This is a genomic window from Actinomadura sp. NPDC048032 (assembly GCF_040653175.1).
In the GTDB taxonomy this organism is placed as follows: Bacteria; Actinomycetota; Actinomycetes; order Streptosporangiales; family Streptosporangiaceae; genus Spirillospora; species Spirillospora verrucosospora.
The window spans coordinates 1-9,855 of record NZ_JBEZJP010000318.1; the positions used below are offsets into that span (position 1 = coordinate 1).

10 protein-coding genes and 2 pseudogenes are annotated in these 9,855 nt (G+C 73.1%); 5 read left to right on the top strand and 7 right to left on the bottom strand.

All coding sequences use genetic code 11. The features are described from left to right. From AB0C69_RS30685 to AB0C69_RS30705, 5 genes are all read right to left on the bottom strand, one after another. Positions 1–557: serine/threonine-protein kinase (locus AB0C69_RS30685; RefSeq protein ID WP_360358540.1), on the bottom strand; the 557-nt coding region annotated here is incomplete at its 3' end. Between the two features lie 20 nt (positions 558–577). Further along, entirely contained in the window at positions 578–1,369 is a 792-nt protein-coding gene (locus AB0C69_RS30690; protein WP_345177599.1) for a putative hydro-lyase, read from the bottom strand. Next, complete coding sequence (locus tag AB0C69_RS30695) at positions 1,366–2,253, bottom strand: biotin-dependent carboxyltransferase family protein (protein WP_360358541.1); 888 nt, start codon at positions 2,251–2,253, stop codon at positions 1,366–1,368. The genes AB0C69_RS30690 and AB0C69_RS30695 overlap by 4 nt, the downstream gene beginning before the upstream one ends. Before the next feature lie 16 nt (positions 2,254–2,269). Continuing rightward, positions 2,270–2,878 (bottom strand): allophanate hydrolase subunit 1, encoded by a 609-nt coding sequence (locus AB0C69_RS30700; RefSeq protein ID WP_360358542.1) that lies wholly within the window; start codon positions 2,876–2,878, stop codon positions 2,270–2,272. A 7-nt stretch (positions 2,879–2,885) separates the two neighbouring features. Further along, positions 2,886–4,040, bottom strand: coding sequence for an NRAMP family divalent metal transporter (locus AB0C69_RS30705; RefSeq protein ID WP_345177626.1), 1,155 nt, complete (start codon positions 4,038–4,040; stop codon positions 2,886–2,888). A 232-nt stretch (positions 4,041–4,272) separates the two neighbouring features. On the opposite strand from AB0C69_RS30705, the gene AB0C69_RS30710 reads away from it, so the two are divergent. Further along, positions 4,273–4,977, top strand: a complete 705-nt coding sequence (locus AB0C69_RS30710) for a GntR family transcriptional regulator (RefSeq protein WP_360358543.1) — start codon at positions 4,273–4,275, stop codon at positions 4,975–4,977. 20 nt (positions 4,978–4,997) lie between these two features. Here the strand turns inward: AB0C69_RS30710 and AB0C69_RS30715 are convergent, their stop codons facing one another. Continuing rightward, complete coding sequence (locus AB0C69_RS30715; RefSeq protein WP_353835825.1) at positions 4,998–5,624, bottom strand: FCD domain-containing protein; 627 nt, start codon at positions 5,622–5,624, stop codon at positions 4,998–5,000. A gap of 149 nt (positions 5,625–5,773) precedes the next feature. Here AB0C69_RS30715 and pdhA point away from each other — a divergent pair, with 149 nt between their 5' ends. From pdhA to AB0C69_RS30730, 3 genes and pseudogenes are all read left to right on the top strand, one after another. Further along, complete coding sequence (gene pdhA / locus AB0C69_RS30720; protein ID WP_360358544.1) at positions 5,774–6,889, top strand: pyruvate dehydrogenase (acetyl-transferring) E1 component subunit alpha; 1,116 nt, start codon at positions 5,774–5,776, stop codon at positions 6,887–6,889. A gap of 9 nt (positions 6,890–6,898) precedes the next feature. After that, entirely contained in the window at positions 6,899–7,948 is a 1,050-nt protein-coding gene (locus AB0C69_RS30725) for an alpha-ketoacid dehydrogenase subunit beta (RefSeq protein ID WP_360358545.1), read from the top strand. 11 nt (positions 7,949–7,959) lie between these two features. Continuing rightward, positions 7,960–8,157, top strand: a pseudogene (locus AB0C69_RS30730) (biotin/lipoyl-containing protein); the annotation flags it as partial. A 216-nt stretch (positions 8,158–8,373) separates the two neighbouring features. Here the strand turns inward: AB0C69_RS30730 and AB0C69_RS30735 are convergent. Then, positions 8,374–8,808: pseudogene (locus AB0C69_RS30735) on the bottom strand (dihydrofolate reductase family protein); the annotation flags it as partial. A 148-nt stretch (positions 8,809–8,956) separates the two neighbouring features. Between AB0C69_RS30735 and AB0C69_RS30740 the strand changes: the two are divergent. Next, positions 8,957–9,703 (top strand): TetR/AcrR family transcriptional regulator, encoded by a 747-nt coding sequence (locus AB0C69_RS30740; RefSeq protein ID WP_360358546.1) that lies wholly within the window; start codon positions 8,957–8,959, stop codon positions 9,701–9,703. The last annotated feature ends 152 nt before the right edge of the window (positions 9,704–9,855 follow it).

Consider the following 9,855-nt stretch of genomic DNA (forward strand, 5'->3'; position numbering starts at 1 on the left):
GGCGCCATGTAGGCGGGCGTGCCCATCACCGGTCCGCCCGCCGTGCCGGTGAACGCGATGCCGAAGTCGAGGACCTTCACCTCGACCGGGGTGAGGTAGACGTTGCCGGGCTTGATGTCGCGGTGCACGATGCCGGCGTCATGGGCGGCGGCCAGGGCGTCGGCGACCCGGGCGCAGATCCCGGCCGCCTCGCGCCAGGGCAGCGGGCCGCGCGCCAGGCGCACGGCCAGGCTCTCCCCGTCCAGCAGCTCCATGACCACGTACGGGATCCGGCGCGGCTCGCGCCACGGGGCCCCCTCCGAGCCGACGCGGTGCTCGCCGTAGTCGTACACGCCGGTGACGCCCGGGTGGGTCAGGGCCGCGACGGCCTGCGCCTCCTGGCGCAGGCGCCGCGAGAACTCCTCGGGCCCGCCGTCCTTGGGGACCTTGACCGCGACGGCGCGGTCGAGGACGGTGTCGACCGCGCGCCAGACGGTCGCCATGCCGCCGGAGCCGAGAGGCCGCTCGATGCGGTAGCGCCCCCCGAGGCGTTCGCCCGGGGCGATGATCTCGGGCATGGACGAAGCCTATGCCGGACTCAGGGAACGAGGTACCGGCTGTCGCGCGCGTCGGTGATCGCCATGTGGCCGGGGGCGTGCCCGATGGCGAGCTTGGGGCGGGAGGCCATCACCGCCGCCTGCGGGGTCACGCCGCAGGCCCAGAACACCGGGATCTCGTCCACGCGGATCTCGACCGGGTCGCCGAAGTCCGGCGCGGACAGGTCGTCGATGCCGAGCTCGACGGGGTCGCCGACGTGCACGGGCGCGCCGTGGACGGAGGGGTACCGGGACGTCACGCGCACGGCGTCGGCCACCTGCGCGGCGGGGACGGGGCGCATGGAGACGACGAGCGGGCCGCCGAACTCGCCGGCGCGGCGGCACATCCGGTTCGTCCGGTACATCGGGACGTTGCTGTTCTGCTCGATGTGCCGGACGGGCACGCCGGCCTCGCGGAGCGCGTCCTCGAAGGTGAAGCTGCACCCGATGAGGAACGAGACGAGGTCCTCGCGCCAGTGGGCGGTCACGTCGTTCGTCTCGGCGACCGGCACTCCGTGCTCGTAGACGACGTAGCCGGGCAGGTCGGTGCGCAGGTCCCCGGCGAACAGCGGGGAGGAGGTCTCGCCGGGCTCGGTCACGTCCAGGACGGGGCACGGCTTGGGGTTGCGCTGCGCGAACAGCAGCAGGTCGAAGGCGTACTCGCGCGGCACGGCGATGAGGTTCGCCTGCGTCCAGCCGGCGCACCAGCCGGACGTGGGAACGCGCAGGCCGGCGCGGAACAGGGCCCTCGCCTGGTCCGGCGTGAGCGCGCCCGGGTCGAGGGGTGCGGTCATGTTTCCTCCCGGAGGTTCGGTGCGGGGTGCGGCCGGAACCGGAGCCGCTGGCCGGGGCGGGCCTGGGCGGCGCGGCCGACGTCGGCGGAGGCGACCACCGCGATCACGGGGTAGCCGCCGGTGAGCGGGTGGTCGGCGAGGAACAGCACGGGCCGCCCGGACGGCGGGACCTGCAGCGCCCCGGTGACCGTCCCCTCGCTGGGCAGCTCGCCGCGCCCGGCGTGCTCCAGCTCCGGGCCGTCCAGGCGCATGCCGACGCGGTCGATCTCGCTGGTCACCGTGTAGGCGGCGGAGAAGAGGGCCGCGAGCGCGCCGGGGGCGAACCAGTCGTGGCGCGGGCCGGGCATCGCGCGCAGCACGATGTCGCCGCCGCGCGGGGGCGCGACGGGCGCGGCGTCCAGGAGCGGCGCCGCGGCGGGCGGCGGGCCGACGGGCAGCAGGTCGCCGGGCTTGAGCGGGGCGGGGCCGAGGCCGGAGAGCGTGTCGGTGGAGCGGGACCCGAGGACGGGCGGGACGGCGACGCCGCCGCGCACGGCCAGGTAGCTGCGCAGCCCGGAGGAGGGAACGCCCATCCGCAGTTCGGCGCCGTCCGGGACGTGGAAGACCGAGGAGGGGGCCTCGGGGCGGCCGTCCACCAGCAGCGGGGCGGGCGCGCCGGTCACCGCGGCGAACACGCCGCCGCGGCAGCGCACGTGCAGGCCGCCGAAGGTGACCTCGACCGCGGCCTCCTCCTCGGGGTTGCCGAGCAGCCGGTTGGCGAGGCGGAACGAGCCCGGGTCCGCGGCGCCCGACACCCCCACGCCGAGCGCCGCGTGACCCGAGCGGCCCAGGTCCTGGACTGTCGCCAGGGGTCCTGTGCGGAGAACGTCCAGAGCGCGCTTCATGGTTCCCGCCGGGGCTTCACGATTTCCTCCGGACGAAGCGGACCCGCGTTCCCGGGCGCAGGAGGGCGGGCGGGTCGCGTTCGAGGTCCCACAGGACGGCCTCCGTGCGTCCGATGAGCTGCCAGCCGCCCGGGGACTCGACCGGGTAGACGCCGCTGAAGCGCCCGGCCAGACCGACCGCGCCCGCCGGGACGCGGACGCGGGGCGTGGCGCGGCGCGGGACGTCCAGCCGCGGGTCGCCGCCCTCCAGGTAGCCGAATCCGGGCGCGAACCCGGTGAACGCGACCCGCCACGGGGTCCCGGTGTGGGCGGCGACGACCTCGTCCGGGGCGAGCCCGGTGAGGCGGGCGACCTCGGCGAGGTCGGCGCCGTCGTAGACGACGGGGATCTCGGCCTCGCCGGCGTCGCCGCCCGCCGTGCCCGGCCGGGCGGCGCGCACCGCGGCGGCGACCGCGGCCGGGTCGGCGGCGGGACGGAGCAGCAGGGTCAGGGTGCGGGCGGCCGGCACGAGGTCGGCGACGCCGGGCGGCGGGGACGCCGCGAGCGCCGCGTACAGGCCGAGCATCTCCGGCAGGTCCGGCAGTTCGACCAGCAGTGCCGCGTCGCCGCTCGGGAGGATCCGCACCCCGCCCTCACCTCCAGAGGTCGTCGAGCGCGGAGAGGCTGTTCCACCCCAGGTAGAGCGACACCAGCCAGGCCGCGACGCCGAGGACGAGGAGCCCGACCGGGTACCGGTGGCCGCCGAGCAGATCGCGGCGGCGGGCGGCCGCCCACAGCAGCACGGCGAGGCCGAAGGGCAGGATCAGCCCGTTCAGCGCGCCCGCGAGGACGAGCAGCTTCGCCGGGGCGGTGCCGATGGCGAGGTAGATGGCGGCGGAGACGAGGATGAATGCGACGACCAGCCGGTTGCGGTGCCGCTCGACGAAGGAGGAGAACGAGACGAGGAACGACACCGAGGTGTAGCTCGCGCCGATGACCGAGGTGATCGCGGCCGACCACATGATCAGTCCGAAGACGCGCAGCCCGGCCTCGCCCGCCGCGTGCTCGAAGGCCGAGGCGGGGGCGTTCTCCTTGGCGAGGGTCACCCCGCCGGCGACGACGCCGAGAACGGCGAGGAACAGCAGCACGCGCATGAGGCCGGTGACGATGATTCCGGTGACGGCGCTGCGGTTGATCTCCTTGACGTTGCCGGGCCCGGTCACCCCGGACTCGATCATGCGGTGGGCGCCCGCGTAGGTGATGTAGCCGCCGACCGTCCCGCCGATGAGCGTGGTGATGACCAGGAAGTCGACGGTCTCCGGCGCGACGCTCTGCCGGAGCGCGTCCCCGAGCGGCGGGTCGGAGACGAAGGCGACGTACAGGGTCAGCAGGATCATCACGGCGCCGAGCACGACGACGATCCGGTCCATCGCGACGCCGGCCCGCCGGACCAGGAAGATCGCGATGGCGGCGAGCGCGGACAGCGCGCCACCGATCTTGACGTCGAGGCCGAGCAGCGCGTTCAGCCCGAGCGCGGTGCCGGCGACGTTGCCGATGTTGAACACCAGGCCGCCGAACACGTCGAGGGCGGCGAGGCCGTACCCGGCGCCGGGCAGGACGCGGTTGCCGAGTTCCTGGGCGCGCATCCCCGAGACGCCGACGACGCGCCACACGTTGAGCTGGATCGCGACGTCCACCAGCACCGACACCAGGATCGCGAAGGCGAACGCGGCGCCGAGCTGGGCGGTGAACACGGTGGTCTGGGTGATGAAGCCGGGTCCGATGGCGCTGGTGGCCATCAGGAACATGGCGCCGGCGAGCGCGGCGCGGCGGGAGCGGGCGGCCGGTTCCGTGGTCGTGTCGAGGGTCGCTGGGTCCGTCATGGCGGGGCCCTTCCGGGGGGTTCGACTTTCCGCAAGGGTAGGGATTGTTCAACAATCCATCAAGAGACCTGTTGATGCATTTCTCCGTCCCCGGGGATAGGCTGAGCGCCCCAGAACGTTCGCGCGCCCTCCCGCGCCTACCCCCGGAAGGTGGCCGATGCCCGTGCCGGCGCAGGGCTCGTGGCTGGCCGACATCGCGGCCGCCCGGCACGGCCTCGACAGGACCAGCACCGCCGGGCGGATCGCCGACCTGCTGCGCGAGCAGATCACCGAGGGGCGGCTCGCCCCGGGCGAGCGCGTCCGCGAGGAGGAGCTGGGCGAGGCCCTGAAGGTCTCGCGCAACACCGTGCGCGAGGCGTTCCGGCTGCTCGCCAAGGAGCGGCTGCTCGTCCACGAGTTCAACCGGGGCGTGTTCGTGGGCCGGGTCACCGCCGAAGGCCTGGCGGACCTCTACCGGGTGCGGCGGATCCTGGAGTACGAGGGCATACGGTGCGCGCCGCAGGCCCCGCCCGCGGCGTTCGCCCGGGTGGAGGCGGCGGTCCTCGCCGGCGAGCGCGCCGCCGCCGCCGGGAGCTGGCCGGACGTCGGCACCGCCGACATCCGCTTCCACGAGGCCATCGCCGGACTGGTGGGCAGCCCCCGTGTCGACGAGATGATCCGGCACCTGCTGGCCGAGATGCGCCTGGTCTTCCACGAGATGGGCTCGCCGCGCGAGTTCCACGAGCCCTACCTGGCCCGCAACCGGCGGATCCACGACCTGCTCGCGCGGGGCGACTTCGCGGAGGCCGAGCGGGAGCTGCGCTCCTACCTCGACGACGCGGAGTTCCAGCTCAGCGCGGCCTACCGCGAGAAGGCGCCCTAGGGGCCTCGCCGAAGGCGAGGCTAGGGGGCGTAGTTCATGACGTGGTCGTGCAGGAGCTGCGGCGCGGCCGGGTCGGCGCGGCGGAACGCCTCGATCAGCTCGGCGTGCTCGGCCGACTTGGAGTAGATCTCCGTCTGGTGCAGGCGCAGGGAGAGGGTCGTCCACAGCTCGATGCCGAGCCCCTCCCACACCGAGACGAGCAGCCGGTTGCCGGCCGACTCGACGATCTCGCGGTGGAAGGCGATGCTGAGGTGCATCTGCTCGTGCAGGTCGCCGTCCCGGGCGGCCTCGCCGAGACGGCGGTTGTGCTCCTCCAGCGCGTCCAGGCAGTCGGCGAGCCGGGGCAGCGCCAGCTCCACGGCCGTCCGCTCCAGGCCCGCGCGGACGGGGAAGATCTCGGCCAGGTCCCGCTCGGTGAAGTCGCGGACCCGGGCGCCCCGGTTCGGCAGCGTCTCGATCAGCCGCTGCGCCTCCAGCTGGCGCAGCGCCTCGCGGACCGGCCCCTGGCTCACGCCCAGCTCGGCGGCGATGCGGCGCTCGACGACGCGCTCCCCCGGCTCCCACCGCCCGGAGCTGATGCCCTCCACGATGAACTCGCGGATCTGGTCGGCGAGCCCGGTGCGGAGCAGCTGGTCGGAGGTCTTCACGAAACTGGATCGTAGCGCCACGGCCGGTAAGTGCCTCTTGACGGGTGGGCGGGTCGTACGAGATACAATATGATCGATCATAGATCAATGATGATCGGGAGTGTCGTGGCGATCCTACGGCGCTGCCCCGGACGAAGGAAGGGTCGCCGATGGCTGACACCGTCCAGGCCGCACCGGCACGGAGCCGGAGGGCGCGCGGCGCCCAGGCTCCCGAGCCGAAGACCGACGCGGCGGCGCCGGACGCGGCGCCCCCGGCGGCCGACGCCGGCACGCTCGTCGGCTACTACCGGCAGATGCTGCTGATCAGGCGCTTCGAGGAGCGGGCCGCCCGCGCCTACACCGAAGCCAAGATCGGCGGCTACTGCCACCTGAACCTCGGCGAGGAGGCCACGGTCGTCGGGCTGATGGCCGCGCTGCGCCCCACCGACTACCTGTTCACCAACTACCGCGAGCACGGCTACGCCCTCGCCAAGGGCATCGGCGCGGACCGCGTCATGGCCGAGCTGTACGGGCGGTCCACGGGCGTGTCCAAGGGCTGGGGCGGGTCGATGCACCTGTTCGACGCCGAGGCCCGGCTGCTCGGCGGGTACGGGATCGTCGGCGGGCAGGTGCCCCTCGCGGCCGGCGCGGCGCTCGCCGTCTCCTACAAGGGCGGCGACGAGGTCGTCATGTGCCAGATGGGCGACGGGACGACCGCGATCGGAGCGTTCCACGAGTCGCTCAACATCGCCGCCCTCTGGAACCTCCCCGTCGTCTTCGTCGTGATCAACAACGGTCTCGGGATGGGCACCACCGTGGAGAGCTCCGCGGCCGAGCCGGAGCTGTACCGGCGCGGCGCCGCCTACCGGACGGAGAGCCTGCGGGTGGACGGCACCGACGTGATCGCGGTGCGCGACGCCGCGCGCACCGCCGTCGAGCGCGCCCGCGCCGAGAGCAAGCCCTACCTGCTGGAGACCGTCAGCCCCCGGCTGAAGGGCCACTCGGTCGTCGACCCGGCCCGCTACCGGTCCAAGGAGGAGAAGGAGTCCCTGAAGGCCGCCGACCCCCTGGCCCGCATGGCGCTGGAGCTGGAGGAGGCCGGGATCCTGTCCGCCGACGACCGCGACCGGCTCGACGCCGAGGTGACGGCGGAGGTCGACGCCGCCGCCGCGTTCGCCGACGAGAGCCCCGCTCCCGAGGTGTCCACGCTGTTCGACTACACCTACGCCACCCCGGTCCCGGGCGAGCTGCGCCGGCTCCCCGCCGACCCCGTATTCGGTTCCTGAGAGGCACCCATGGCAACCGTGACCTACCGCCAGGCCCTCCGGGACACGCTCCGCGCCGAGATGCTCCGCGACGAGAACGTCTTCCTGATGGGCGAGGAGATCGGGCTCTTCGAGGGCTCCTACAAGATCACCGAAGGGCTGCTCAAGGAGTTCGGGCCGCGCCGCGTGCGCGACACCCCGATCGCCGAGGAGGGCTTCGTCGGCGCCGCGATCGGCGCCGCGATGCTCGGCCTGCGCCCCGTCGTGGAGATCATGACGATCAACTTCTCGCTGCTGGCCCTGGACCAGATCGTCAACCACGCCGCGAAGATCTACGGCATGTTCGGCGGGCAGGCCAGCGTGCCGATGGTGATCCGCACCCCGGGCGGCGGCGGGCAGCAGCTCGGCGCCACCCACTCGCAGAACGTCGAGCTGTTCTACTCGTTCATCCCCGGCCTGAAGGTGCTCGCGCCGAGCACGCCCGCCGAGGCGTCGGCGATGCTGAAGGCCGCGATCCGCGACGACGACCCGGTGCTGTTCCTGGAGAACCTCGCCCTCTACAACACCAAGGGCGAGCTGCCCGCCGCGGTCGAGGACGTCGAGCCCGCCGAGATCGGCCGCGCCGCGGTGACCCGTCCGGGCACCGACATCACGATCATCGGCTACTCCCGGATGGCCCGCGTGGCCTCGGAGGTGGCCGACACCCTCGCCGCCGAGGGGATCTCCGCCGAGGTCGTGGACCTGCGCAGCCTGCGCCCGCTCGACCGGCAGACGGTCGTCGACTCCGTCCGCAGGACCGGCTGCGCCGTCGTGGCCGAGGACGACTGGCTGACCTACGGCATCGGCGCCGAGATCGCCGCGACGATCCAGGAGGGCGCGTTCGACTGGCTGGACGCCCCCGTCCGGCGCGTGGCGATGGCCGAGGTGCCCCTCCCCTACGCCAAGTCCCTGGAGACGGCGGCGCTGCCGTCCGCCGAGTCCCTGCTGACCGCCGTGCGCGCCACGCTCCGCGCGACCGGCCGCATCACGCCGGGGGCGGACGCCCCGTCCCCGCGACCCGCTCTGGAGCCCGCGCGATGACCGAGATCCTCATGCCCCGCCTCTCCGACACGATGGAGGAGGGCGTCATCAGCTCCTGGCAGAAGCAGCCGGGAGACGAGGTCGCGGTCGGCGACGTCATCGTCGACATCGAGACCGACAAGGCGGTCATGGAGTACGAGGCCTACGAGGCCGGCGTGCTGGAGAAGATCCTCGTCGCCGAGGGCGAGACCGCGGCGATCGGCGCCCCGATCGCGGTGATCGTCCCCGCCGGCGGCGCCCGTCCCGAGTCCGCGCCCGCCGCGGAGGCGCGACCCGCCGCCGAGCCGGAGCGGGCCCCCGCCGCGGAGGCGGCGCCCGAGCCGGCGGACGCGGTAGCGGATGTGGGTGGCCTCGGGCGTGTCGATCACCTGAATGATCTCCAACTCGATCTCCGACGGCAGGACGTCGAACAACCGGCGCCCCGCGCCCAGGAGCACTGGAATGTGGTGGATCTGCACTTCGTCCAGCACTCCGGCCTCAAGGGCCTGCTGCACCGTGTAGGCGCCGCCACGAATCTGGACGTCCCGTTCCCCGGCGGCGGCCTTCGCCTGCGCCATCGCGCTTTCGATCCCGTCGTTCACGTAGGTCACCAGCGGATAGCCCCACCTGGCGGCCGGGCCGGGCGGCCGGTGGCTGGGGACGAAGATCGGGAGACCGCCGTGAGAGCCGCCCCAGTGGTCCATGAGCTCAGCGGTCCGCCTCCCCGCGAGGATCGCGCCGGCCCCGTTCCATTCGTCCTGGAACTGCTTGACCGGCTCGGGATGCCGGTCCGAGTCAGCCCACTTGTGCAGCCGCTCGCCGTCGTCGCCGCCGAGGAAGTCGTTGGGATCGGCGATGTACCCGTCGAGGGACATCGACATGTCGAGCACCGATGTGGACACGGCTCACTCCTCGTTTCACGGCATGGCCCCTCGGCCACCGCCTGCTCCCGGGTCCGGAGATAAACTGTGTCCCCCGAACACTGTGTACGGTAGAGACAGTTTTGGCGGTTGGCAAGCGGGAGGCGACGTGGCGGTCAACGAGGATCCGAGGACACTGGCAGAGCTGTTGTGGGGCCTGCGGAAGCCGCGCGCCAGAGGCCCCAGGCCCGCCTTCGACCTCGCCCGGCTGGCCGACACCGCCGTCAAGGTCGCCGATACCGAGGGCCTGGAGGCGGTCTCCATGCACCGCGTCGCCGCCGAGCTCGGCCTCACCAAGATGGCCCTGTACCGCTACGTCAAGGGCAAGACAGAGCTGATGGCCATCATGGTCGAGGCGGCGGTCGGCACACCCCCCGACCTGAGCGGGGCGGCCGGCTGGCGGGCCAAGCTGGAGGAGTACGCCCGCGGACTGTCCGCCGCCTGGCAGCGCCACCCCTGGCTGCCGTCGGTCACCGTGGGCGACCGTGTCATGGGCCCACGTGAGGCCGCATGGTCCGAAAGAGCCCTCAGCGCCCTCACCGACACCCCCCTGACCGAACGCGAACGGCTCGACGCGGTCATGACGGTGTCCCATCACATCCGCGCCACCCACCCGGCCGCCACCCAAGGCACTCAGACCTGGACGGACGGCAGCGCCGCCCCCATCATGCGCGAACTGCTCCTCCTCAACGCCGACCGCTTCCCGCTGCTTGCCACCACCGTGGCCATCCCCTCGACCACCACGACCCGGGAGTTCGGCCTCCTCGCCCTCCTCGACGGTCTCGAACGCACCATCTCTCAACGCACCCACAGCAACGGCGACGAACAAACGGCTTCGCGCCCAGATCCTCCATAAGCGATCTGCCCACCGACGGCCGGATTCCGGCTGGTGCCACTCCCGCGACCCTGTGAACCGGAGTCGAGCAGATGAGCGGGGATGCCGAACCCGGTTACCCGGTGCGCCTATGGCGTGACGGCGCGGGGCATGGGTGTGCGTCTCAGCGTTGC

What these genes read in the sequence shown, in the direction of transcription:
- AB0C69_RS30710 (WP_360358543.1), top strand. Translation starts at nt 4,273, where the DNA reads ATGCCCGTGCCGGCGCAGGGCTCGTGGCTGGCCGACATCGCGGCCGCC.
- AB0C69_RS30695 (WP_360358541.1), bottom strand. Translation starts at nt 2,253, where the DNA reads ATGAAGCGCGCTCTGGACGTTCTCCGCACAGGACCCCTGGCGACAGTC.
- pdhA (WP_360358544.1), top strand. Translation starts at nt 5,774, where the DNA reads ATGGCTGACACCGTCCAGGCCGCACCGGCACGGAGCCGGAGGGCGCGC.
- AB0C69_RS30725 (WP_360358545.1), top strand. Translation starts at nt 6,899, where the DNA reads ATGGCAACCGTGACCTACCGCCAGGCCCTCCGGGACACGCTCCGCGCC.
- AB0C69_RS30705 (WP_345177626.1), bottom strand. Translation starts at nt 4,040, where the DNA reads ATGTTCCTGATGGCCACCAGCGCCATCGGACCCGGCTTCATCACCCAG.
- AB0C69_RS30690 (WP_345177599.1), bottom strand. Translation starts at nt 1,369, where the DNA reads ATGACCGCACCCCTCGACCCGGGCGCGCTCACGCCGGACCAGGCGAGG.